23 protein-coding genes, 2 tRNA genes and 1 pseudogene are annotated in these 23,838 nt (G+C 61.4%); 13 read left to right on the forward strand and 13 right to left on the reverse strand.

Features of this window, described 5'->3' with window-relative positions:
* Positions 1-3 precede the first annotated feature (3 nt).
* From NUW13_12145 to NUW13_12170, 6 genes are all read right to left on the reverse strand, one after another.
* Positions 4-1,254, reverse strand: a complete 1,251-nt coding sequence (locus tag NUW13_12145; GenBank protein ID MCR4439769.1) for a porin — start codon at positions 1,252-1,254, stop codon at positions 4-6.
* Positions 1,255-1,500: 246 nt separating this feature from the next.
* Positions 1,501-2,544 (reverse strand): inorganic phosphate transporter, encoded by a 1,044-nt coding sequence (locus NUW13_12150; protein MCR4439770.1) that lies wholly within the window; start codon positions 2,542-2,544, stop codon positions 1,501-1,503.
* A gap of 10 nt (positions 2,545-2,554) precedes the next feature.
* Positions 2,555-3,199 (reverse strand): DUF47 family protein, encoded by a 645-nt coding sequence (locus NUW13_12155; protein ID MCR4439771.1) that lies wholly within the window; start codon positions 3,197-3,199, stop codon positions 2,555-2,557.
* A 14-nt stretch (positions 3,200-3,213) separates the two neighbouring features.
* On the reverse strand, positions 3,214-4,809 hold the full coding sequence (locus NUW13_12160) for a DASS family sodium-coupled anion symporter (protein MCR4439772.1): 1,596 nt from the start codon (positions 4,807-4,809) through the stop codon (positions 3,214-3,216).
* Positions 4,806-5,291, reverse strand: a complete 486-nt coding sequence (locus NUW13_12165) for a CYTH domain-containing protein (GenBank protein ID MCR4439773.1) — start codon at positions 5,289-5,291, stop codon at positions 4,806-4,808. The genes NUW13_12160 and NUW13_12165 overlap by 4 nt, the downstream gene beginning before the upstream one ends.
* Positions 5,292-5,321: 30 nt before the next feature.
* On the reverse strand, positions 5,322-5,948 hold the full coding sequence (locus NUW13_12170; protein MCR4439774.1) for a hypothetical protein: 627 nt from the start codon (positions 5,946-5,948) through the stop codon (positions 5,322-5,324).
* A 593-nt stretch (positions 5,949-6,541) separates the two neighbouring features.
* Here NUW13_12170 and NUW13_12175 point away from each other — a divergent pair.
* From NUW13_12175 to NUW13_12185, 3 genes are read left to right on the forward strand one after another with little or no spacing between them, the layout of a single operon-like run.
* On the forward strand, positions 6,542-7,462 hold the full coding sequence (locus tag NUW13_12175; protein MCR4439775.1) for a PhnD/SsuA/transferrin family substrate-binding protein: 921 nt from the start codon (positions 6,542-6,544) through the stop codon (positions 7,460-7,462).
* Complete coding sequence (locus NUW13_12180) at positions 7,459-8,913, forward strand: ATP-binding protein (protein ID MCR4439776.1); 1,455 nt, start codon at positions 7,459-7,461, stop codon at positions 8,911-8,913. Before NUW13_12175 ends, NUW13_12180 begins: the two co-directional genes overlap by 4 nt.
* Positions 8,910-10,283 carry a sigma-54 dependent transcriptional regulator gene (locus NUW13_12185; GenBank protein MCR4439777.1) on the forward strand — a complete coding sequence of 458 codons (1,374 nt, stop codon included), beginning with the start codon at positions 8,910-8,912 and terminating at the stop codon, positions 10,281-10,283. The genes NUW13_12180 and NUW13_12185 overlap by 4 nt, the downstream gene beginning before the upstream one ends.
* Before the next feature lie 567 nt (positions 10,284-10,850).
* On the opposite strand, the gene NUW13_12190 is transcribed toward NUW13_12185, so the two are convergent.
* The 3 genes from NUW13_12190 to NUW13_12200 form a co-directional block, all read right to left on the reverse strand.
* Positions 10,851-11,150, reverse strand: a complete 300-nt coding sequence (locus tag NUW13_12190; protein ID MCR4439778.1) for a hypothetical protein — start codon at positions 11,148-11,150, stop codon at positions 10,851-10,853.
* 267 nt (positions 11,151-11,417) lie between these two features.
* Entirely contained in the window at positions 11,418-12,509 is a 1,092-nt protein-coding gene (locus NUW13_12195) for a DNA photolyase (protein ID MCR4439779.1), read from the reverse strand.
* A 23-nt stretch (positions 12,510-12,532) separates the two neighbouring features.
* The gene (locus tag NUW13_12200; GenBank protein MCR4439780.1) at positions 12,533-13,519 is read right to left on the reverse strand and encodes a ParB N-terminal domain-containing protein; all 987 of its coding nucleotides are present in this window, start codon (positions 13,517-13,519) and stop codon (positions 12,533-12,535) included.
* Between the two features lie 184 nt (positions 13,520-13,703).
* On the opposite strand from NUW13_12200, the gene NUW13_12205 reads away from it, so the two are divergent.
* The 8 genes and pseudogenes from NUW13_12205 (at position 13,704) to NUW13_12240 (ending at position 20,146) form a co-directional block, all read left to right on the forward strand.
* The gene (locus NUW13_12205; protein MCR4439781.1) at positions 13,704-15,209 is read left to right on the forward strand and encodes an amino acid carrier protein; all 1,506 of its coding nucleotides are present in this window, start codon (positions 13,704-13,706) and stop codon (positions 15,207-15,209) included.
* 25 nt (positions 15,210-15,234) lie between these two features.
* Positions 15,235-15,495 (forward strand): annotated as a pseudogene (locus NUW13_12210) (GIY-YIG nuclease family protein).
* Positions 15,496-15,705: 210 nt separating this feature from the next.
* Positions 15,706-16,473 (forward strand): radical SAM protein, encoded by a 768-nt coding sequence (locus NUW13_12215; GenBank protein ID MCR4439782.1) that lies wholly within the window; start codon positions 15,706-15,708, stop codon positions 16,471-16,473.
* 163 nt (positions 16,474-16,636) lie between these two features.
* Positions 16,637-17,485, forward strand: a complete 849-nt coding sequence (locus tag NUW13_12220; protein MCR4439783.1) for a hypothetical protein — start codon at positions 16,637-16,639, stop codon at positions 17,483-17,485.
* Positions 17,482-18,102, forward strand: a complete 621-nt coding sequence (locus tag NUW13_12225) for a hypothetical protein (GenBank protein ID MCR4439784.1) — start codon at positions 17,482-17,484, stop codon at positions 18,100-18,102. The genes NUW13_12220 and NUW13_12225 overlap by 4 nt, the downstream gene beginning before the upstream one ends.
* Positions 18,103-18,203: 101 nt before the next feature.
* Positions 18,204-18,347 carry a hypothetical protein gene (locus NUW13_12230; GenBank protein MCR4439785.1) on the forward strand — a complete coding sequence of 48 codons (144 nt, stop codon included), beginning with the start codon at positions 18,204-18,206 and terminating at the stop codon, positions 18,345-18,347.
* Positions 18,348-18,373: 26 nt separating this feature from the next.
* Positions 18,374-19,627 carry a 3-isopropylmalate dehydratase large subunit gene (locus NUW13_12235; protein ID MCR4439786.1) on the forward strand — a complete coding sequence of 418 codons (1,254 nt, stop codon included), beginning with the start codon at positions 18,374-18,376 and terminating at the stop codon, positions 19,625-19,627.
* A 21-nt stretch (positions 19,628-19,648) separates the two neighbouring features.
* Entirely contained in the window at positions 19,649-20,146 is a 498-nt protein-coding gene (locus NUW13_12240; protein ID MCR4439787.1) for a 3-isopropylmalate dehydratase small subunit, read from the forward strand.
* 389 nt (positions 20,147-20,535) lie between these two features.
* Here NUW13_12240 and NUW13_12245 read toward each other — a convergent pair.
* From NUW13_12245 to NUW13_12255, 3 genes are all read right to left on the reverse strand, one after another.
* Positions 20,536-20,613: transfer RNA gene (locus NUW13_12245), tRNA-Asp, on the reverse strand.
* Positions 20,614-20,620: 7 nt separating this feature from the next.
* Positions 20,621-20,695: transfer RNA gene (locus NUW13_12250), tRNA-Val, on the reverse strand.
* A 7-nt stretch (positions 20,696-20,702) separates the two neighbouring features.
* The gene (locus NUW13_12255; protein ID MCR4439788.1) at positions 20,703-20,999 is read right to left on the reverse strand and encodes a DUF3098 domain-containing protein; all 297 of its coding nucleotides are present in this window, start codon (positions 20,997-20,999) and stop codon (positions 20,703-20,705) included.
* Between the two features lie 713 nt (positions 21,000-21,712).
* On the opposite strand from NUW13_12255, the gene NUW13_12260 reads away from it, so the two are divergent.
* Entirely contained in the window at positions 21,713-21,973 is a 261-nt protein-coding gene (locus NUW13_12260) for a hypothetical protein (protein MCR4439789.1), read from the forward strand.
* Positions 21,974-22,004: 31 nt separating this feature from the next.
* A complete protein-coding gene (locus NUW13_12265) occupies positions 22,005-23,201 on the forward strand; it encodes a beta-lactamase family protein (protein MCR4439790.1) in 1,197 nt (398 codons plus the stop codon).
* An 11-nt stretch (positions 23,202-23,212) separates the two neighbouring features.
* Here NUW13_12265 and NUW13_12270 read toward each other — a convergent pair whose 3' ends face one another.
* Positions 23,213-23,818, reverse strand: coding sequence for a hypothetical protein (locus NUW13_12270; protein MCR4439791.1), 606 nt, complete (start codon positions 23,816-23,818; stop codon positions 23,213-23,215).
* Positions 23,819-23,838 lie beyond the last annotated feature (20 nt).

Raw genomic sequence — 23,838 nt, forward strand, 5'->3', positions numbered from 1 at the left:
TGCTTAGAACGCGGCCTGAACGCGGAACTGAATGAACCAGTGGTCGTCGTCGCCCAGCATATTGCCTTTGCGCGTGGCGTACTGGTCCAAGTCGACCGCGGAGTAGTTGAACTGCAGCTTAATGTTTCTGTTTGGGTAGTAGTTGACGCCCAGCATCAACTGCTTGGAATAGCCGCCGTGGATGCCTGCTCCCAGGTCGTTCAGGTCAAGGAAGCTGGCGCGGGCCGCCAGTTCCAACGCTCCCCACGAGTGCTTCGGCATCTCCACCGGGCCGGGTTCACCTTCGTCGATGTAGTAGTCGCGCGTCTCGCCGGTGACCATCCAGGTGAGGAAGGCGTAGCCGCCTTTCATGTCCACGCGCGGCTTGTTGTACCAGCGCTCCACCGAGGTCCACATCGCCTCAGACTGCAGGAAAAGCGGCCCGTAGATGCCAAGCAGTTCCACGCCGGAGCGCAGGTAGTAGTTCACGTCGCGAAGGTCACCGGTGTGCAGAAGTTTGGGGTCGGACACGTAGGTCTCGTGCCGCGCCTTGATCTCGATGGTGTTCTCCGGCAGGTCAGCCACCGCATCTGGGATCTTGTAGGCGAAGGCGCCTCCGATGTGCAGATTCTTTCCGTGCTGATTGATGGGAGCCAAAGTGAGGCGCACGTTGGTGGAGTAGCCCTCGTCGCGCGTCCCTTTATCGATGCGCGTGCCGGCCTCGTGTCCCATGATCGCACCGGTCAACTGCCCGTACTTGGTCCAGTACCGTGCTGCGGCTCCCATTCTCCTGCCAAGGGGAAAGGCATTGGAGACCGAGGAACGCTCCAAAAAGGTCAGCAGCAGCGAACTGGTGAGCCTCTCAAGCCCAAAAGGCTCCTTGAAATTCCCCACCTGGAGAGAGAGATGAGTGCCTGGCACGCGGTACTTGAGCCACATGTCGCGCAGGTCGAGGACCGCCTCGGCAAAGTCGACGTCTAACTCAGTCTCCCAGTCCTTCCAGAGCACCGTCTTCATGGCGAAGGTGAGCCTGCGGAAAACGGTGCCATCGCTCATGGGGTTCTTGCTGTTGAAGTAAAAGGCCGCGTCCATTTGCAGCCGTGCGTCGAACCACCAGCGGAAGGAACCGTCCGCGGTCTGGAACACCATCCTGCCATTCCTGGCCTCTGCGCCCAGGGGTACCGAGTAGTCGCCTCCCGGAATCCTGGAGGCCTGGCCGAAGACGAGCGCGGTACCCAGCAGCAGCAACACGACAACGGCGAATCGCTGTTTCATGACATAGCCCTCCCAATTAGTCCAAAAGCCTCCTACTGCACTCGTCAACCCTCCCTCCCCCCACGCCGAACATTTCCGCCACTTTCTCCACAGGGGCTGCCCTTCTCTGGAGCACGACCCCCCCACCCTTGGCACCAGGGCACAGGCCAGGCGAACCCTCCTGCGGCGGGACCGCCTTTGCCCGGGCCTGCCCCCTCCGCTCTCCGGCGGAGAACCTGTTCGCCTCCCGAATTGCCCCGGCCCCGGCTACCGCACCACCGGTTGCTGGAAGACATTCTGCACGAAAAACAGGGCAACGAAACTCAACAGGGCCGCAACCACCGGCGTGAGCACCCAGCCGACCACGATCTTGCCCAGGTACCGATAGTTGACCGTACGACTGCTCTTGAGCAGCCCCAACCCGCAGATAGCCCCGACAATCGCTTGGGAGCTGGATACCGGGACCAGTGGCAGTGACGGCAGCCCCACACTGGTCAAGAGCGTCTTCAGCCCCTTTGAAGCAAAGACCAAAAGCACCAGCGAATGCGCAAGCACCGCGATCATGGCCAGAATGGGCGTCAGCTTCACGATCTCGTTGCCCACCGCCGTCATCATGCGAAACGAGTAGCTGCAGATGCCGAACGAAATCGCCAGGCTCCCCAGCAGAAAGAGCTGCTGTGCGCCACTGATGTGTAAAGACCCCGCAATGCCGATGTCGGTGAACGGGGAAGCACGGACAAAGACCCCCACGACATTGGCAATGTTGTTCGCCCCTAAACTGTACGCGCCAAAGGCCCCCACTATGATGAGCCCCGCTCTTGTGTAGGCATCAAGGCGCAACAGATGAATATGGGCCCTGTTGAGCACCCTCTTGAAAAGCAAGTACAGCACCACGGCGAATGCACCCGCCAAAACGGGCGATAACACCCAGGTGGCGACGATCTTGGTGAGCACCGCAGGATCGGTGCGCGAATGGGTGAACATGTTCCACCCTAAGATGGCCCCGACGATGGCCTGCGTCGTGGACACGGGCAAGGTCGCCTTGGTCATCCAGAAAACGGTTAGGCCGGCGACCAGGGCCAAGGTGAAAGAAGCAGCCGGTGCGCTGACGGCCCCGAGCGCCACCAACGTCTCCGTGGTGCCTGCCCCACTAAGTACCGCCCCGAGCAGGACGAAGGCGCTGGAGATAACAGCGGCCGTCTTGAAACGCACCATCCTTGCGCCCACTGCCGTCCCGAAGACATTGGCAGCATCGTTGGCCCCAAGCGACCAACCCAAGAAGAGCCCACTTAGCAGGTAGAACCAGAACATGCGCACTCGCTCATACGTACCGCTTGATCGTCGCGATGGACAACCTGTCGCAGACGTCCTCCGCTTCCTCAGCGATCAGCTCCACATGGTAAGCGAAATATCGCAGGTGAATCTTGTGACTGAGGCGCAACTGGTGCGCAAAGACTTCCCGCTTCAACTTCTCCGCCATCTTGTTTGTCTCTTTGCGGTAGAACTGCACCTGGTTTATGTTGTCCCGCACCGAGGTCAAGTCAGTGAAGTAGGCGCGAATCGCCTTGACCATCCCCTCAACTGCCGAGATGGAAAAGTCGGCAAGATCCACAAAAAAGGGGGAGAACTCCTCGCAGATATCCGGGCTTTCCACGGAGAACTGGAGCAACGTCTCGGCCATCCTGTTGAGCACCTTGTCGGCGTTTTCCAGCAAGCCAAGGACGTCGCCTCTGGACTCGGGGATCAAGGTGTGCGAGTAGAGACTCGTCTCGATCTCTCGTCGCAGCCTGTCCCCAAGGTCTTCCATGTCGGACAACTGCTCCAGGTGCGACTCGAAATCTGGCAATCGCCCTTTCAGGTAGAACTTTACCCCCTCCCTGAAGACCAATCCGCCTTTGACGATGAGGTCCAGGTACTCATCAATCTGCACCTCGAGCCTTTTGCTGCGCCGAAAGAATATGCCCATACCTGCTCGCCAAGTTAGAAGATGCCAAAGACACCGTGCGGCGTGATTCCCAGCAAGCGGAACCACGTCTCGCTGGCCAGCAAAGTAATCACCCATGTGACAATGAGCATGGTAAAGCCGTAACGAAAAGCCTCGCCAAGGCTGTAGTGGTCGGTTTCATAGAGCAGCAACGCCGGCTTGCTGTTGAACGGCAGGACGTAGACGTGTTCGATCAAGAAAGCCACGGGCAGAGCCAAACTAACTATGGGATAGCCGAACCGGGAGGCAGTACCGATGGCAAGCGGCACAAAAATCATGGCGCGCATCGTCTTGGACTGGAAGAGCAGCGCGCTGAACAACATCACGCTCGTCAGCAAGACATAAAGCAACCAGTAGGGAGTGCCTTGGCCGATCCCCACATGGTCGAAGAAGGCATTGACTAGGAGCGAGGGCAGGTCGGTGATCGACAGTCCGGCGCCAAGGGCATAGGCGCCCGCAGAGAAGAGCATCAGGTGCCAGGGGATGTCCACCTCGTTCCACTTCACAATGCCAATGCCCGGAAGGAGCGCCACGATGCCACCCACAAAGGCCACCGCCGTGGCACTAATGCCGTGCAGACGGTCCGTCGCCCACATGGCCAAGATAGCCACCAGGATGAGCACTGCCCGGATTTCTCGTGGTGAGACTGGCCCGAGGCTGCGGTACTCGGCGCGCAGGCGCTCCATTCCCCCCTCTATCTGCGGCACCCGCTCTTGCGGCGACAAGGGGAAGAAAACCTTTGTGGCCAGCACAAATCCAACCAGCAAAATCACGACCGTGACCGGGAACATGGCCACCAACCAATCGGAGAAGAAAATCTTCTCACCGGTAGCCCCAGCGATGATGGCCACCGCCAGCAGATTGGCTGCCGAGCCAGTCATGAACGCCTGGGCGCCGACGCAGTTCTGAAACAGGTTCTGCAGCACTATGCTCCGGCCGAAATTGTTGCGCTTCTCCCCTCCCTGAGCGCCATAGATGGCCGCAATGACCATGAAAATGGGCAACAGAATGGCCGCCTTGGCAGTGGTGGCCGACACCAGCGCCGAGAGCACAAGATTGATGACGAGGAAGCTGAGAAAGATGTAGCTGGGATTGCGCCCAAAGCGCAGGATGAACCACAAGGCAAACCGCTTGGCAACACCGGTCGATACCAGCATGCTCGCCAACACAAACGACATGATATTCAGCCACATCACCTCGTGGCCCAATTGCGCATAGGCCTCCTTCTCGGGGAGAACCTTGGTCAACACCAGCGTGACGATCAAAATCAGGGAGGTCAAGTAGTTGGGGATGGCATCTGTGGCCCACAAGATTATCCCTGCCAAGAAGATGCCCAACATCAGGTGGTTGCTGCGCACAAACGCCTCGGGCCCGAGGTTGCGGTAAGCCCTCTTGGCGGCGTTGGACACCAGCTGCGCCCCATCGATGTGCTGCAGGAAGGGAAGCCGCACCAGGTAACCGATGGAGATAAACGCTCCCAAGGCAAGAAAAGGACCCGCCAGAGCGATCCACCGCTCCAAGGAGGTCTTTTCCCTTTTCGGCAACCGGTCGATGCGGTAGTTGCGCATCTCAAGGGGGTCGAAGGCGCTCATCGCTCACCAGTTTTTGCCCAGTTCTTGTAGGGGTTCTTCATGAGCATGGCATTGTAGTAACGTACGTCCCCGGTCACCTCTTCCCCTAACCAGTCGGGCTTCTCGAACCTCTCCTCTTCGGATTCCAGCTCCACTTCGGCCAGGATGAGGCCCTCGTTGTCGCCATAGAATTCGTCGACTTCAAACTTCTTCCCCCCGACCTTGACCTCGTAGCGGCACTTGTCGATGACCCCGGGTTCGCAGATCTTCAGGAGGTCCTCGGCGACGTCGACGGGTATCTCTTGCTCCCACTCGAAGCGGCTGGCTCCGGAGGCGCCACCGATGCCTTTAATGGTCAGGTACCCTTTGTCGCCTTTGATGCGCACGCGCACCGTCCTTTCTGGCACCGAAGAGAGGTACCCCTGCACAATGCGGGTCTTCTTTTCCGCAAGGTGCTTGAAGGGACCTTTCACCAGGAATTTGCGCTCAATCTCTCGGCCCATGCTCCAATCCTTTCTCTTCGCCGCCCGACCTCAGAAACGAACGCGGTACACTGAGGAATTAGGCAGCGGCGCCATGCCGATGATGCGTTTGATGGCCAACAGATAGTTGACGTTCTCGTAGCCGTTCAGACCCACCATCTCCTTCGCCTGCAGAATGGCCTCCACATGCTCGGACTCTATGCTGGCGGTCATGATTTTGGCTCCGTTGACATACACCTCGGCCAGTTCGGCAATGCAGCCATTGATCGTAAAGCCGAACCGCCGCTTGAAGACGTGGACTGCCACTAGGGAAGGATGAGGGAGAATCAGCTCTTGGAGGAATTGCGACAGAGTATAGGTCTCGCGGTCAAACTTGGGCGTGGCTACCCCAAACGCCGGGAACACCTGCTCGCCAATGACCTGTGCAGACATGGGGAACTGCCCCTTCATGCGAGGGTTCCACTGCTCCAAGCCCAGCTTTTTCTGCACAAGGACCTTGATGTCCATCAACTGGTCACGGATCTTGGTGTTGTTGTCATTGTTCTCCGCAGAGACGATGTAGATTTCAAGGCTCTCGCGTATCTGCTCAACCGGACTCAGCGTGCGCATCCTCTCCTCTACAAGTCCAAAGTTCTGCGCAAAAGCACGAAACTCAAATCGCGGTCTTACCTCTGCCATTCCTTCTCCTCCAGCTGAATTTCCCGGACTTCCCCTTTGTCACCGCCGACGTAGCCACTCACATTGCTCAGCGCGCCTCGCTGCGCAGTCCTGGATCAGCCCTTGGCAATTGCGCAGCAACCGCCTGTCAGTACGATCGCTCGCGGAGGGAACCGGTGCCACACAAAAGAGTCCATTTCGCCTGTGCCGATTTTGGCAGCCACAGGCTGTCGTGGGCCCGTGAACGTCCCGGTGAGCCGAAGTCCCTGTACGCAAGGGCTGTGCCACATGGGGCAGGCGAGAAATCAAGAGGTTAGCCCCGGCGAAAAGAATGGCCCGTCGTCACCTGTTGAAATTTCGGCGGAAAGTCTGCCGCAATTTCGACAAAGCCCTTGCATTTGCCAAGTGAAAGGCGTACATTTCATTGCAAAGCAGCGCCGCTGGTCTGAGAGGCAGCGGGTGTCTCGGAGCCGCCCACTGCTGCGCAAGGCGACGTCAGACAACACCCGCGGCGGCAATGCACGCCGTGGCGCTGCACAAGGACGGTGGCACCATTTGCCCGCACGCACGGCACCTTCGCTTGCAAGATATCGTTTCTTAGCTTGGGGGCTACAATGAAGCGCAAATTTGCCTATCTGGCGGTGAGCATCTGCCTGTTCGTGGCCATCTCTCTTGGCCTCTACGCGGTGGTGATGGACATTGGCACGCGGACCGCGCCGCGACACGCCGGTGCGCCGCGGCAGAGCATCACCAAACGAGACACTATCCGCGTCGGGGTAGTCTCGCGTTTTGCGCCCAATCTCATCTATCAGGGCTACCAGCCCATCGTGGACTATCTCAACGAGGTCACCCCCTACCATTTCGTCTTGAAGCTGGGCGGCTCCTACGAGGAGACTATCCAGCAGCTGGCCCGCGGTGAGGTGCATCTGGCGTTTGTCGGCACCTTTGTCTACCTCAAGGCCAGGCACAAGTACCCGATTCGGTGCCTGCTCAGCCCTCTGAATAGCCGCTATGAGCCCTATTTCCGTTCCGTCCTCGTCACCCTTGCCGACAGCCCCATCCGGCGCGTCGCCGACCTGGCTGGCAAGAGCTTAGCTTTGCCTTCGCCCATGTCTTTCTCCGCTAATTGGCTGTTGCGCGTCGAACTGCCCAAGCACGGCCTGCACCCTACTGACCTTGCGGCAGTGCGCCATTTCGACTTCCACCACACGGTCATTTACGAGATTCTCAGTGGCAGGGTCGACGCAGGGGTGGTCAAGGATCGCGTCGCGGAGGAGTTCTTCGGCAAAGGCATCCGGGTGGTCGCCTCCTCTCCGCCGATACCGGGCTCGCCGCTCATCGTGAGAAACGACCTCGATTCCACCCTTGTCCTGGCGATCCAAGAGGCGCTCCTTAGGGTGGATACGCGCAAAACTGAATATCGGCAACTAATGCGGGATTGGGACCCTGAGTTCACCCATGGCTTCACCAGAGCGCAAGAGGCTGCTTACGACGGGGCCGAACATGCGCTCCCTTCCGGTGAGGACGAACCATGAGGCCGACAAAGAGCCTCAAGAAGCGCATCCTCCTCTTCCTCGGTGGACTGACGTCCATCTTGATGATGGTCGTCTTCATCAGCGTTCTGCTGCGCTGGAAGACGTTGATCCTGGATGCCCATCGGCAAAGAGCCTTGGCGGTGGCCCAGACGTTCTCAGCCTCCCTGCTGGATGCCCTCATCTACCAAGAGAGCAGGCCGATGCGCGATGAGGAGTTTTTGGCCAACCATATCCACAGATTCCTGTCCATGAATCCTGACATCAAGAGCCTTGTCCTCTACGACCAGCGCGGGACGCCCATCTTCCGCAGCAGACTGGGGAGCGGCGCCTTGTCTGAGGAAACGCTGCGCCAGCTGTCTGAGGTCAAAGAGCCCCTGGTGCACATCTATCGTTCCAAAGAGCTCGGCTGGATTCTTGAGACCACCCTCCTGCTCCGCATTCACACCAGGCAATGGGGATGGATGAGGATGGCGTTCGATGCAGAGCCAGTCCGACAGCAGCTGAAGCTGCTCTTCTTTCTCCTTTATGGCCTCGGTGCAGGTTTCGCCGTCGTACTTTTGGTTGCCACCTACCTGATCGTCGACCGCCTCACCCAATCGCTGCGCCGCCTGGTGAGCGAAATGCAGAGACTGGACCTGGAGCACATCGAGCCCAGCAACCTGCGGCCAGGAGATGACGAGGTGGGGCTGCTGGTGGAGACTTTCGAGATGTTAAAGAGCCGGCTAGTCCACTCCCGCAAGCAGCTCTTGGACGCGCAGAGGCAAGTCTATCAAGCCGAAAAGCTCGCCTCCATAGGCCGTTTGGCCGCTGGGGTGGCGCATGAGATAAATAACCCACTGCACGGCCTGAAGAGCTGCTTGTTTGCCATGCAGAGGGAGCCGGGCAACGTCACCGAAGTCACGAAGTACCTCTCCCTTGCCGATGAAGCCGTCGACCGCATTTCCAAGGTGGTGGAGAAGTTGCTGAGCTTCTCACGCCAGGGGGCGCAGCAACGCACGGAAATGAACCTGAATGAAGTCATCGAGGAGGTGCTCGCTCTGATCTCGTACCGCCTCGACAAAGGGGGCATCTCCGTCATTAAGGAACTGGATCCCTCCTTGCCGAGCATCCATGCCGACCCGCAGCTTATCGGCCAAGTGGTGATGAACATGCTCATCAACAGCTTCGACAGCATCCAGGATGGCGGCGAGATCCGCATCAGCACACACCGAGCCGACGGGCAGAACCTCTGCATGGTCATCGCCGACACCGGTTGTGGCATCGCAGAGGAACATCTCGACAAGATATTCGACCCCTTCTTCACCACCAAGCAGGAAGGCCAAGGAACGGGCCTGGGGTTATCGGTCAGCTTGGGCATTGTGGAGGCACACGGCGGCACTATCAGCGTGCAGAGCAAGGTAGGGGTAGGCACCACGTTTCAGGTTACGCTTCCCATTGGAGGTGGCGCATGAAGGTTCTGCTCGTGGAAGACGAGAAGGTGTCGCGCATTGCCCTCGGCGAGGCGCTGAAGAAGGCCGGCTACGAAGTGGTCACTTGCGACAGTGGCCATGAAGGTTTGGAATGGCTCGAAGAGGACCATTTCGAGGCGGTCATCACCGACCTGCGTCTACCGGACCTGAGCGGCATGGAGATCCTGAAAGCGGCAAAGCAGAAGAACAAGGACTGCGCGGTGATTGTCGTCACCGCCTACGGCACGGTGGAAAGCGCTGTGGATGCGTTGAAGCTCGGCGCCTACGACTACTTGACCAAGCCTTTTTCCACGGACAAGCTCCTGGCGATGCTCAAGAACATCCACCAGCTGCACGAGCTCCTGCGCGAGAACATCCAACTCAAGAAATGGATGACCAGCTACCAGGAGCGAGAGATCATTGGCAACTCTGCTGCAATCCGTAGGGTGGTGGACATCTTGCGGTCGGTGGCCGCCACCGACTACACAGTGCTCATCCAAGGAGAGAGCGGCACGGGCAAAGAGCTGGCAGCCCGCTTTTTGCACCGGGCAAGCGAAAGACGACAAGGCCCCTTCGTTGCGCTCAACTGCGCTGCCTTGCCGGAGGGTCTGTTAGAAAGCGAGCTTTTTGGCTACGAGAAAGGTGCTTTCACCGGGGCCCTGCGTCGCCATATCGGCTACATCGAGCGATCCCGCGGGGGCACCCTGTTCATCGACGACGTGGACGATCTGCCGCTTCGTCTGCAGGTCAAGTTGTTGCGCGTGCTGCAAGAGAGGGAAATCCAGCGCCTCGGCGGGGAGCACCCTGTTCCCATTGACTTTCGCCTGGTCTGCGCAAGCAAGGCGAACTTGGCGCAGCTCGTCGCCTCCGGATCCTTTCGCGAGGATCTCTACTACCGGCTGAACATCATCACGGTCATCATGCCGCCCCTGCGTGACCACCGCGAGGATATTCCGATCTTGTTTGACCACTTCGTCAAGCGCTACGGCCAGGGCAAAGCGGACTTTGCCCTCTCGCGCGCGCAGTTGGAACAACTGATGGCCTACGACTGGCCGGGCAACGTGCGCGAATTCGAGAACATCGTGCAGCGGATGTTGGCTCTGCCGCCGGGGGTGAATTTGCTGGAGCTCGGCAACACTTTTCTTCCCGGAGTAGCGGAAAGCCAGAGCGCCGCATCAGTCTCGCCATCGGCCGAGGAACTTCCGGCGCTTGCGGATTTTGTCAGGGCGCAAGAGTACGAACTCATCTCCAAAGCCATGCGTCTTGCGCAGAACAACGTCAGTCGCGCGGCGCGCCTGCTCAAGGTCCCACGCACCACACTGCAGTGCAAGCTGGACAAAATGCGCCGGCCCAGGCGACAAGGCCTCCGGTGAGGGCTCGCAGAATGGCACTACAGGGCCGAGGCGCCCCTGGTGCACGTGCAGCCGAAGCGAGCCAGGCCAAACCTTCAGGCGCGGGGCGGGAGAAGTCCTGCGGCAACCTCGAACAGCCTTGCACGGCCACTTGCACACGTGCCGGCGCCAGAGCGGGCGCTCACTCCCCGGTCGGCGGGCCCGCCAAGCGGACTTTGAGCCAAACCGTCAGCGCCTGTGCCGGAGACTGACGCTGGCCCCCTGGCCGTGGCATGCCCTCCGGCCTCTGGCCACGGGGCGAGCGCATTCCCCCTGATGGTCCCCGGCCGCCATGGGGAGGACCGCCTGCCCATGTTTGACCACCATGCCCGCCGACCTCCAGTCCCAGGCCCTCCTCGTCCCGCAGTTTCAACTCTTCATCCAGCGGAATGCGGAACTCAAAGGAGCAGACGCCGTTCAGCTCCTGCGACGCTGCCGTCGGCCCCTGCGGCACCCCTTCCTGAAGTGGGACTTCTTGCTGGTTGCGGATCAACGTAACGTGGACAGGCGGCATGAAAGCCCGTCCATCCGCTTCTTGCGAGGGTTGCCTCATTTGGGGCGGTTGCCCAAACGCTTCTTCCCGTGACCGGCGTGGCGCGCGGCCCCCGTACAGATGCCAAGCTTCCTCTGCTTGCCGCCTTTCGGGTCGAGCCAAAGCGTCAGCCCGCCGAAACGGAGCCTCCGCGCGAGCTGTTGGTTGCCAACGCGAAGCATGACGAACACGCTGGCGGTGTCGTTCGCCACACCTGCCACCCCCTGCCACTCGTCGACGTAGACGACCGGCAACTTCTCCCATTCGGCGACGGAGCCATCTACCGTGATCTCGTGGTCTAACCACGTGCTTTCCACTTTTTCCGCTCCGCAGGAAGGCGCCAGGCAAACCAGTAATGGGAAAGGAACGAGCAACCACCGCCTTCCCATGCCCGGGTCCTGCAAAGTGTTGAGTGCCATACCGCAAGATCGGTGCAGAATCATCTACAAGACTCCTAACACGGCACGGCGCCGCGACTTGCACATTCTCGTTTGCCATCAGGAGGCGGATTCACGCGGGGCGAAATCATCTGCCCGAGGGGAAAAAGCTCGAGGCCGCTCTGCCGGGGTTTTTGGCGCGCTGCTCTAAGGGAGGTGGACGCGCTCATCGAGCAGACGGGCCAGGCCTGCGCTATCCCCGGGCGACCATCCAAAGGAACGGCGCCAGACCTCGTCGCTTTCCATGCACAGGTAGACCGCCACATGCGGTGCATGCAGGCGAATGCGCTGGTAGAGCCAGCGGAACATCTCTTCCCGGATCGCGCGGAAGTAGCGCAACTTGCCATCCTTGCCCGGAAGGAGCTCCCCCAGCGGGAGATCACTTTGCCCGTGGCGCTCGCGGATCAGTTCGTCCAGGTGAGCGGGGTAGCGCAGGGCACCCAGACTGATCCAGGCGATGTTTTCTGGTCGAGCAAAAGAGAAGAGGCGATGGACCACCGCCGCATACTCCTCTTTCCACCCCTCATGCCAGATGAGAGGATCGAAATGGAAGCCCAGCCGATACCCAGCATCTTGCGCCTTGCGGGCTGCCTCTAAGCGCCGCGCCAATGGGGCGCTGTTCGGCTCGTGGGCCTCCACCATGCGGGCGGTGTTCAAGGACCACGAAAGCACCGTGCGCCTGCCATGCTCAATGCCCAACAGGGGCTCAATCGTGTCAGTCTTGGTCTTCAACTCGAACAGGGCGCGCCTCTTGTCCGCAAAGTAGCAGACCAGCCCCCGGTTCAGTTCGCTGAGGTGGTCAAAGGCAAGGCTGTCGGCCAGTTCACCCGTGCCGATGCGCACCACCGCCGGCCAGCGCCGCCTAAGGAGCTGGTCCAGCTCCTGCCACATGTCCGCAGTGTTGGTGTAGATGGTCGGCACCGGGCTGCTCAGGTATCCCCGCAGGATGCAATAGTGGCAGCCGATGTTGCACCCCATGGCAACATTGAGGTTCCAATAGCCGCAGCAGATGTAGCCCTTGGTGCCGGGACACGGCTTGGCGAAGTGACCTCGCTGTCGCGCAAGGAGGAGGCTATGGGCAGCCTCCTCCTGGGTCAACTCGAGAAGCGGGCTTCTCTCCTCCGGCAGAAGGATGTGTTGCGCCTCCGGCAGCCGATCGAGCAGGCGTTTGGTCAGCGGCTCCTCGGCCACCGAGCATTCGATGAACACCTTTTGAGGAAAAAATAGGCGGTGGCCCACTCTTGATTCTCCACGGAGCTTTGTCAAGGCAAAAGCAGCATTTCTCGCAGCGTGGGGCTTTCGCCGATTTGCTGAAGTCGCTGCGCCGCTGCCTGCAGCTCCTCACTGCTGCCGAATCGCACCTGGCACTGCCATTCGGCGCCCTCGAAATTGGCTGGCGAAGAAAGGCGTACATTGCCGGGCAGGCGAAGCCTGCGCATCAGCTCATGGCAGCGTCGTTCTGCTTCCGCCAAACGCGGAAAGCGCCGTCGGCGCATCCAGGCCAGCACCTTCTCCGTCTTCTGCCCTGGGCTCCAGTCGGTCTTTCCCAAGAGCCCCTGCACCTCCGGCGAGGACAGCACCTCCTGGATGGAAATCGACTCCCTACGCGCCACATCCTCAGCCAGGCGGACAAGGTCGCGCTGATAGTTTTTCCCCAGGCGCAGCTGCGAAATCACCGCGAACAGCGCCGATGCGTCGGCCTGGCTCATTCCCACGAGGCGGAGGGCCACCTCCTGGGAGAGACGGTCCTCGGCCAGCCCCTGCCGCATCGGCTCGGGCAATGCGGCCAAAGAGAGATAGCGCTGCAACAGCGTGCGGCTCGCCCTCAGGTTGAGGAGCGGCATGTAGCGGCTGCTGAGCTCCGCCTCGGGCACGTTGAACTGCATGCGCAGCTTCAGGAGCGCGACGGCGCACTCGACGACGTTCAGGGCGCGGACGCCAAGGTTGTCGCACAAGGCCCACAGGAAAAGCACGAGCCCAGGGGCGGCTTCTTCCACACACCAGGCAGAGATGGTTGTTGCCCCCTGCTCCTTGAGCAGGGCGCACCGCCGGAAACCTGCGACCACGCGCCAACGGCCGTCCTGCCGCCTCTGCAAGGTCGGCGGATTGATCAGACCCACCGCGCGCAGGGATGCCGCCAAAGCGGGGGGCGCCGGCCCATAGCTGACCTGGTACCACAGGTCCTCAAGGTCGACCTCCGCGAGGCTGACGCTCACCAATCGCCGGGGGATGTCCTCTCCGATATCCATCACCTGTCTCCCTCAAGGCAACAAACGCTTCCCCACAAGCGGACACGTACAAGTCTACAACAAGCCCTGCACAAAGTCAAGAGCAAACGCCACCCTGCGCAAATAGATGTTGACATTGCCTCGATTTTTTCTTATCATTGAGGCCTCAAGGGAGACGACTCAACTCAGCCAGAGGGAGCTCGCAATGACAGCCTTTCTCGAGGAGCTTTTGCGCACTTCGCAGATGCTGGCGGATTTTATGTGGGGCAACTGGATGATCCTCCTCTTGGTGGGGACCGGCGTGCTGCTCACCGTAGTGACGCGCGGCATTCAGGTGCGCAAGTTCTTCTTGTCCCTGAAATTCGCCTTCAGCGGCGCTTCCAAGAAGAGCGACGTCCACTCCAAGCAGGGTGACATTTCGCCGTTCGCGGCGCTGATGACCGCGCTTGCCGCCACCGTGGGCAACGGCAACATTGCCGGCGTGGCTACGGCAATCGCCACCGGCGGACCTGGCGCGCCGTTTTGGATGTGGATGTCCGCCCTGTTCGGCATGGCCACCAAGTACGCAGAAGGCTTCTTAGGGGTGAAATATCGCAAGGTGGCCGAAGATGGCTCCATGGCAGGCGGCCCCATGTACTACTGCCGCTACGGCATCAAGTGGAAGCCGCTGGCGCGCGTGTTAGGGATGGTCTTTGCGGTCTGTGGTGCCTTCACTGCCCTATTCGGCACCGGCAACATGATGCAGTCCAACTCCATGGCGCTGGCGTTCAAGACGCAATTCCACGTGCCGACCATGGTGAGTGCGGTGACCATTACCGTGCTGGTGGGGTTGGTCATCATTGGCGGCATCAAGCGCATTGGGGCGGTTGCTGAGCGCCTGGTGCCGACCATGATTCTCTTCTACCTGGGCGGTGCGGCAGTCATCCTCATCAGCAGAGCAACAGCCCTCGACGATGCCTTCGTGCTCATCTTTCGCTCCGCTTTCTCCCTGCAGGCAGCAGGCGGTGCGTTGGTCGGCACGACGGTGCAGAAGGCTATCAGCCTCGGTGTGCGCCGCGGGGTGCTGTCCAACGAGGCGGGCCTGGGCTCGGCAGCCATAGCCCAGGCCGCGGCCAAGTCACCGGACCCCACGTACAACGGCCTGGTGGCGATGACGGGCGTGTTCATCGACACCCTGCTCGTGAACACCATCACGACGCTCACCATCGTGGTCACCGGCCTGTGGATGCTCACCCCTGCCGCAGGTGTGGAGCTCCTGCGGGAAGGCACGCGCCTGGCTCCAGAGGCTGTGGCCACGCTTCCGGCGGCCGCCCAGCAACTTGCGGCACGCATAGGCTATGACCTGACCAATGGCGGGTTGTCCAGCACAGCGCTGACCACGATGGCCTTCAATTCGGTCATCCCATTCGGGGGCTGGATTGTGGCCATCGGCTCTTTTGTCTTCGGCTACACCACGCTGATCGGCTGGGCCTACTACGGCGAGCAGTGCATCGAGTACATCTGGGGCGTGAAGTCGAAGATGCCCTACCGCCTGGTGTACATCACTCTGCTCTTCTTCGGCGCCCTGATGACCGGCAAGTACTTGAACATCGTGTGGTACGTGGGCGACACCGCCAATGCCATCATGGCCTTTCCCAATCTCGTCGGGCTCTTGCTGCTCTCGGGTGTGGTGGCACGGGTGACCAGGTACCACTTCTTGGAGCAGATGTAGCTTGCGCCGAGTCGCAGAAAGCAAGCTGCAGAGCCAGCCCACCCGCCACTACGTCTACATTGTGCGCTGCGGCGATGGTTCGTACTACACGGGCTGCACCAAGAACGTCGAGGGGCGCGTGCGGCGCCATAACGGGGAACTGCGCGGGGGGGCGCGCTACACACGCACGCGGCGGCCAGTGGTGTTGGTGCACTGCGAGGAGTTCGCCTCCTTGGCAGAGGCGCGACGCCGGGAAAGGGCACTCAAGCGCCTGTCGCGCACGGCCAAGGAGCTGCTCATCGCCGGCCACCTGCGAGCCGGATCGGCCGCGCACGCCGCGCGGGCCAGAGGGACGCAGATGGCGGCCGCACGCAAAAAGGTCAGCACGCGCATCAAGGTGGATGAGCTGTACAAGAAGCTCCGCAAACCCATGCCCAAGCCGACGGTGGTGCACAGGGACCGCAAGTGCTATTCGCGAAAACAGAAGCACCCGCGCATTCCCGAAGAGGAGGAGTGAGTGCTGGAGACCAAGTGCGCCGGACCGACGGCCTCGACCCTTGCCGTCAGGGAGATTCGCTGCAGGGCCGCGCTGACTCGATCGCGCATCCCAGGGATAGACTACGCCTTGAACCCCTACGTGGGCTGTGCCCACGGCTGCCGGTATTGCTATGCGGAATTCATGCGCGGCTATACCGGGCATGCCGAGGCGTGGGGGAGCTTCGTAGATGTGCGCATCAATGCGGCGCAGCAACTGGCAAACCATGTGGCACGGCTTAGGCCGGGGGTAATCGGCCTGAGCACGGTCACTGACCCGTACCAGCCCCTGGAGCGGAAGTACCAACTCACGCGTTCCTGCCTTGCGGTCCTGCGGGCGTGCCTTTTTCCCGTGTCGATCCTGACCAAGTCCCCGCTGGTGAGGCGGGATATCGATGTGCTCCGCTCCTTGGCAGAATGCGAGGTGGGGCTGACCGTTACCACGGATGACGAGCGCATGCGCCGGCTGTTCGAGCCCTGTGCGCCGCCCCTTGTGCGGCGGCTGGAGGCGCTTGCGGCGCTCAAGGCGGCCGGACTGCGCACCTATGCCTTCGTGGGGCCGGCGCTGCCGATGAATCCGCAGCATCTGGCAAAGTTGCTCGAAGGCCTCGTGGACGAGGTCCTGGTAGACAGGATGAACTATGTGCACAAGGTCGCGTCTCTCTATCGCGCCCACGGCCTGACAAAGTTCCTGTCCGATTCGTACTTTGAAGAGGTGGAGGCGGCCTTGTCGGCTGTTGCAAAGCGCTGACCTCGGAGAGGCCTCCGGCACCTGCCTGTTGCATTTGTGCGCCGTTTCTGCTATATCGCATGGCCGATGAGAGTACTCGGGCAGACACTCCAGGCGTCAAGGCACAGCACTGCGCGAAGCCACGAGTGCATGTGCGATGGGCCAGTCAGCCGTAGGAGCTTCGGTGAGTAGTTTGCGCGCGCCCATGCGGTGCACGCGCACCGCCGCGGAGGTCGCCATCCTTGCCGGTCAGTTGCGTGCGCACGCCTTGGGCAAAAAGGTGATTCAAGCCTCTTTTCCACCAGCTTGGGCGGGTGAGTTGCCGCCACGGCCGGAAACGCTTCTGTACGGCTCGCGAGTGGCGGGCGTCGACCGCTTTGCCACCTGCCTGATCGTAGGCTTCGACACAGGGCTCTCCATGGTGCTGCAGCTTGCCAAAGGGGGCACGGTGCGCTGGGTGACCGGCCCCGAGCCGACTCCTGAGGAAGGCCGGATGGCCGTGCGCTTCGAGCGCGACGCCTGGCTCTTGGTGAGCGTGGAAGCCCCTGGGGCGACGAGGCTGCTGCCCAGTGGGAACCTCCATCGCCTGCCGCCGCTCAAGGGACTTGGCGCGGATGTCCTGTCCGCCGAATTCACTTTGGAGGTGCTCCGCGCGGCGCTCGGCAAAGCGGGGAACCGCATGGTGCGTCCCTTGCTCCTTGACCAGCGCCGCATCGCCGGGCTTGACGAGCCAATTGTGGACGATATCCTGCTCCGGGCACGCATTCACCCGCGGGCCGAGGCGCGCCACCTCTCTGCGCACCAGCAGCGAGCTCTTTTCGAGGCCATGCGGGAGGTGCTGCGGCAGGCAGTAGAACAGGGGGGCTCAGCAACCACGGGCTTCGTAGACCTGCAAGCCAAGCGAGGCAGATTTCGTTCCGCGGGCTGGGACGCGCGCAGCCGCACGTGCTGGAGGTGCGGCACTCCTCTCGCTCGCCAGCTCTGCGCGCGTCGCCCCTGCTTTTTCTGCCCGCTGTGCCAGGAGCTCTCGTGAACGGGGCCAACCTTTTGACGGCGGTGTTTGTCGCGCTTGCGACGCGCAGAGAGCGGCAGCCAGCCATGAGCGTGGAGGACCTCGTGCGCTGGCACCTGGGCCACCATGCGGGCCTCCACGTGCAGGACGTGTACAAGATGTTCCAGCAGGCCGTCTATGGCCCGGCGCACGTCCTTTTGGACCTGGAGCGGGCATTGCGGGAGTTGCAGCGCGAATTTGCTGAGGTGCACGCCTCCGGAGACGAGCCCCTGGCGGAGCCCATTTCGCCGGACCACTCCGTAGTGCGCCTCAACCTGGGTCCGTACAAACACCGTGGTGGATCTGTCCAGGCTCTCTGGGAGGCGCTGTTAGAGTCCGCCCGCGCGCTGCAGGGCAGCGAGGAGGGCTTCTTTGCCCTGTGGCGGCCCTTTGCTGCTGCGGTACGTCGCGGAGAGCTGCCGTTTTCCGTCTCGGAAATTGCGGCCATGGAAGACTCCTTGAAAACCCGCGGGGTAGCTGCCATGCATCACTCAGAAGCCTACCGTCGCGCCAATGCGCCGGCCTACCGGGTGCTTACGGGGACAGCCCTGCGGAGTTTGCGGAGGTCGTTGACGAGCAGTCGTGGAAGCAAGCCATAGTTCAGGAGGGAGAAAAGTCCTCTTACCTGCGCCACCTCAGCGCCGAGCTGCACGAGGCTGGCATCGAGCTGACGCCAGCAAACCGGCGGCAGATCGATCAGATGCTGCACGAGCTGGTGGGGGTGCCGTTCAAGGCCTGCCCCGAGGCATGGAAGAGGCTCAAGGCAGAGCCGCGCGGCGACCCGGCACGGCGCGGCGCCTTTGTCGCCCGCCTGCGTGACCTCTGGGCGGCCAAGGACAGATGAAGGACTGACAACCAGAAGGGAGGCCTATGGGCAAGACTTTCGCGGAAAAAGTCCTGGGGCACAAAGCAGGCAAAGAAGTGGTAGCAGGCGAAATCGTGGAGGTCACCCCCGATGTGGCCATGAGCCACGACAACACCGCTGCCATCGCCAAGACCTTCTACAGCATCGGCGTGGACAAGGTCTTCAACCCCGACATGCACGTGGTCATCCTCGACCATTGCGTACCCGCTGCTAATGAAAAGTTCGCGCTGAACCACAAGGAGGTGCGCGAGTTCGTAGCCAGGCAGGGGATCAAGCACTTTTACGACATCCATCGCGGCATTTGCCACCAGGTGCTGCCGGAAGAGGGCTTCGCCCTGCCTGGGGAAGTCATCGTGGGCAGCGATTCGCACTCGACCACTTACGGCGCGTTCGGCGCCTTCGCCACGGGCATCGGCCGCAGCGAGATGGCGGTCATCTTCGCCACCGGCAAGATCTGGCTGCGGGTGCCGGAGACCATGCGCATCGTGGTCACCGGGGAGCTTCCCGAGGGCATCTCCGCCAAGGATGTGATGCTGCACATCATCGGCAAACTGACGGCAGACGGTGCGCTGTACAAGGCAGTGGAGTTCACCGGCCCCGCCGTCCGACAAATGAGCATGGCCAGCCGCATGGTTCTCACCAACATGGCCGTGGAAATGGGCGCAAAGATCGGCTATGTCGAACCCGACGACAAGACCATGGTATGGCTCCAAGGCAGGGCTCGCCGCCCGTTTCAGGCGGTTACTTCGGATCCGGACGCGCTCATCGAGGAAGAACACCTGTTAGACGTCAGCAACCTCGAACCGATGGTTGCCTGCCCCCACACAGTGGACAACGTCAAACCGGTCAGCGAGGTGAAGGGTGTCAAGGTTGATCAGGTCTTTTTTGGCTCGTGCACCAATGGGCGCCTGGAGGACTTTGCCGAGGTGGTGAGTGTGCTGCGGGGCAGGCACATTCACCCAAGCACGCGCATGATAGTGATTCCTGCCTCACAGCAGGTGCTGAAAGAGGCACTGGCGGCCGGCTACATCGCCGCGCTGGTGGAGGCTGGGGCGGTGATTGTCAACCCTGGCTGCGGGCCATGCATGGGGAATCACGAGGGAATCCTGGCCCCGGCGGAGGTGACGCTGAGCACCTCCAACCGCAACTTCAAGGGACGCTTTGGCTGCAAAGAGGCGGAAATCTACCTCGCCAGCCCCCGCACTGCGGCGGCCACGGCCCTCACCGGCACCATTACCGATTTCCGCGAAGTGGTCTGAAACGCAGGAGAGCAAGTGGCCATGAGCATAATTCGAGGAAGAGCCTGGAAGTACGGTGACGACGTCAACACCGACGTTATCTTCCCCGGCAAATACACCTACACGGTGACCGACCCCAAGGAGATGGCCAGGGTGGCCATGGAAGACCTCGACCCACGCTTTGCGCGCGAAGTCCAGCCAGGCGACGTGGTGGTGGGAGGAAAGAATTTCGGGTGCGGCAGTTCCCGCGAGCAGGCCGCCTTTTGCCTCAAGTACACCGGCGTGGGCGCGGTTATCGCCAAATCGTTCTCCCGGCTCTATTTCCGCAACTGCATCAACGCCGGCCTGCCGGCCATTCAGTGCCCGGAAGCAGTGGCTGCTATCGAGGACGGGCAGCGCGTGGAGGTGGATCTCAAGGCTGGCCTGGTGCGCGTAGGGAGCGCATCGTTCGCCTTTCCGCCGCTCCCGCCAGAGGTCATCGGCATCTTCGAGGCCGGAGGCCTCATCCCGTTCACGCGCAAACGGCTGGGCCTGGGGTAGACCAACAGGCCACGTCCTCTGGCCGGGCGAGGCGATGATCTGCAGCTGCAACCTCCATCCAAGACCTGGCGAGCGCAGGGCTATTGGGGCAAAGCGAGCAGCGAAGAAGTACGGGAGAGGTCGTGGACAGAACCTTCGAGACCCTGCAAGCCGGTGCCTTGTCGTGAGACCCTCGGTGTCCGGGATCTTGGCCAGGGCCCTGGCAAACGATGAGGCAGATGGGATCGGAAGCCGGTCGCCCCTCAGACTGAGGCAGGCCGGCAGCTGGCAAAGGGCAAACAGAAAGCGCGACCTCATACCCTGCGTGCCACACAACTATGCGGATGGGAGGTGGACGCTGCCTTAGGACGCGCGCTGCGCCGGGTACGGATCGCGCTCACACGGGCAAATGGCGGGGCCGACGGGACTCGAACCCGCGACCTCTGGCTTGACAGGCCAGTGTGCTAACCAAGCTGCACCACGACCCCGTTGGAGTGGGCGATACTGGACTCGAACCAGTGACCTCCTGCTTGTAAGGCAGGCGCTCTGAACCACCTGAGCTAACCGCCCGCGTCTGCTACCCCTGCGACGAGGTAGTGCCCGGCTGCTCGCTGCGCCGCTCCCCCCGGTCCTTGCCCCTCCAGAGAATCGCAAGAGGCATAATGACACAATAGCCGGCAACCAGGAGGATGGGGGCCACCGTGAGGGTGAGAAAGCCGTTAACCGGCGGCTGGGCAAGACAGACATAACCGATGACAATCACTATCAACCCCAAGGCGGCAAGGAGATAGTTTGTCTTGCCGAGGGCGATCCCTTGACGCCTGCTCCACGCGTCGCGCCGGCCGGTCTTCTGTCGTTTCGCTTCTTTGCGCATATGGCAGCGCAAATATACAGAAAAATATCCTCAATGTCAAGCTCAAAAAGGCTGTCAGCTGACGCGAGCGGCACTGTCGCCTGCGGGATCCCCCCTGGGCGACTGCCATTTCCTCCCCACTAGGGCAAATCTTCGATCCGCCCAGCGCCCGGACTCCCCAGCGGCTCAGTAGGGCAAATCTCCGATTTGCCCGGCGCAAACCGCAGGTTTGCGCTACGCGGCCGACCGTTGTGATAGGTTGCCATCTGCGGGACACTAAGCTGTCAGAGCGAGGTCGTGAGTGAAGAATTTGCCTCTAAGACCGGTTGGTTTGCCCACCGGCAAAGGCGAACAGGAAGGGGGCAATTTGCCGCGCAGGGGGACAAAACTCGCATTGGCCAGGCGCAAACCAGAGGTTTGCGCTACCCTGCCCGCCCAAACCGAAGCTCGGTGCTTGCGCAAATTAAAGTTTTGCGCTACGCAACCCATCCCGAGATTCGTACTGCAATGGTGCCACTACTGCCCACTGCCCTTAGTGTCCCATGAGGTTTTTCACACCAGCGTTGCCCGTTCGAAAGACTTGGCGAGGCTGTCGTAATCCTCCGCATTACGACACAGGAATGCGGACCTCTTGCCTGACCTCTCCACAAGCACCAAAGATTCTGCTTGCATTTCTCCCTTCCCCTGGTTACCTTTTCCGCAGGAAAGCAGATGGCAGACGAGCGGAGGGAACCATGTCAGTGTTAGGGTTTTTCGTTCTCCTGATTGTCGCGGCGATATGTGGTTCGGTGGGAGCCGCCATCGCCGGCTACTCGCGGCGTGGGTGTCTAACCAATATCGCCATTGGCCTCATCGGCGCCTTGATCGGCAGTTGGATGGCAGGGCAATTGCACGCCCCGATTTTCCTCGTAGTCGGGGGCATCCCTGTGCTCTGGGCGGTGGTGGGCGCCGCCCTGTTCATGGCCGTCATCGGTGCCCTCAGTGGCAGACGATAGCCCACGGCTGCGTCAGTCTGCGGAATAGAGCATGCGTCCCCTTTGCTGGATCACATTCTTAGCGATGAGCCTGGGCGCGCTCACTGCATCGTGGGCCGGCCTGCCGCACGCGCGCCCTGAACAGGTGGGAATGTCCACCGAGCGCCTCTCGCGGCTGGATGAGCTGATCACGCAAGCAGTGGCCAAGGGGGAGATACCTGGGGCCGTGGTCCTGGTCATGCGCCACGGCCACATCGTGGTGCACAAGGCCTTTGGCCACTCCCAGCTCGTGCCCGAGCGAAAGCCCATGGAAAAAGACATGGTCTTTGATCTGGCCTCCATCACCAAGCCAGTGGCCACCGCCACCTCGGTGATGCTGCTGGTGGAACAGGGCAAGCTCCGCCTGCACGACAAGGTGACGACGTTCGTCCCCGAGTTCACTCCCTTCGTTGACGACAAGGGAGCACCGGCTGAGGATGCTTGCGTGTGGCATCTGTTGACCCACACCTCAGGCCTGCCACCCTACACCAATGCCGACAGCGTGGCGCGCCGCCTCGGGCGCCCCTGTCCCACGGACTCGCTGGTCGCCCACATCGCCAAGCTCAAAAAGCTGAATGCACCGGGCAAGGAATTCCACTACAGCTGCTTGGGCTTCATCACCTTAGCGCACATTGTGCGCAAGGTCTCCGGCCATCGTCTTGACCAGTTCGCTCGCGAGCAGATCTTCCTGCCCTTGGGCATGAAAAGCACCTCTTTCTGTCCCGGTAAGGAACTGCTGTGGCGGGTCGTGCCCACCGAGGTGGTGGACGGCGCGCCCTTGCATGGGGTGGTGCACGATCCGTTGGCGCGCCTGCAAGGCGGTGTTTCGGGCAATGCGGGGCTCTTCTCCTCTGCGGAAGACCTCGCCATCTTCGCCCAGATGATGCTCAACCAGGGGCACTATGCGGGCGTGCGTATCCTCAGCCCTTTGACCGTGCGCCTGATGACTTCCGTCTATCCAGAAGCGGCGCAGTCAGGCCGTGGCCTTGGCTGGGACATCAGCAGTGCGTACGCCTCCAACGGCGGCGACCTCTTTGCCGGCGGCTACGGCCACACCGGCTACACCGGCACCTCCATCTGGATCGACCCCGCCACTGACGCAGCGGTGATCTTGCTGACGAACCGGGTCCACCCCAAGGACGTTGGCAGCGTGGTGCGTCTGCGCAGCGTCGTCGCCAACGTGGTGGCCGGGGCGATCGTTGGGCCGTAGCTCTGGCGCCTTCACTCTGCCAGGGCCCAGAAGTGGAACGGTGGCGCCGGGAAACGGTCGATGGCCTTTAGGTAGCGACCCGGGCGGAACAGGAAGGCCGGCCCTTGTCGCACCTCCTCGCCGTTCACTTTGGTCACGGCGTATGTGGCGCCGAAATAGCAGTCGCCATTCTCCACCGGTGTGATCGCGAAGGCGATTTCGTAGGTGATGGTGGTCTCGGGCGCGGAGAAGGTGTACGTGTAGTGCTCGCCCTGCCTGGCCGTAGTCCTGAAGAATAGCTCATCAAGAACCCGGCCTGCCGTGGTGTCCACACGGGCAAAGAAGAGGCCCTCCTCCGTCTCCCGCACGGCGAAGAACTCAGCCAAAGGCAGGTACTCGCTTCCCTGCAGCATCACTGGTTTCCCGACCTTCCAGACAACCGTTTCGCCGGTGCAGGGCGCCCCTGGCAGGCTGTCGTAGATTGTGTGCCGATACACCCAACTTGTCCCCACGGCAAGGGGCAGAAGCCGGGTTCCCGAGGGAAGCGTTTCGGGCACCTCGGTGGGCCACTTCTCTGCGCAACCAATCAAGATGGTGCCGGCGAGGAGCCCAATCAACACAAAGCTCCGTGCGCACATTGCTCATGCCCTCCCCAAAT

It is taken from the genome of candidate division KSB1 bacterium (assembly GCA_024655945.1).
Taxonomy (GTDB): domain Bacteria; phylum Zhuqueibacterota; class Zhuqueibacteria; order JANLFK01; family Oleimicrobiaceae; genus Oleimicrobium.